This window comes from Mesorhizobium sp. GbtcB19, assembly GCF_019091085.1.
Classification (GTDB): Bacteria; Pseudomonadota; Alphaproteobacteria; order Rhizobiales; family Rhizobiaceae; genus Mesorhizobium.
The window spans coordinates 1-242 of record NZ_JAGXJY010000443.1; the positions used below are offsets into that span (position 1 = coordinate 1).

At 65.7% G+C, this 242-nt stretch carries 1 pseudogene; it reads left to right on the plus strand.

Annotated features, from left to right (window positions below):
* Nucleotides 1–31: 31 nt before the first annotated feature.
* Nucleotides 32–242: pseudogene (locus KVT37_RS33670) on the plus strand (lipopolysaccharide biosynthesis protein); the annotation flags it as partial.

The following is a 242-nucleotide window of genomic DNA, read 5'->3' on the forward strand; positions in this document are numbered from 1 at the left end:
TAAACCTTCCACCCTATCTCTCCCCCCCCACATGACCCAGGCCCGCGACCAGCCGCAAAGGGGGAGCTTCGCGCGGAACGGCCCCCTCGTGGCGACCCGCCGGAAACTGGTGTTCGACTATTTCTCGGCAAACAGCGGCGCCGGCGGCCGGCTTGTGTTTTCGCCTGCCTATTTTATTGCCTTGGCCAACACCCCTTCGGTCCCCCAATTCGGCATGTTTCCGGTCGCCCCCGCCCGCGGCC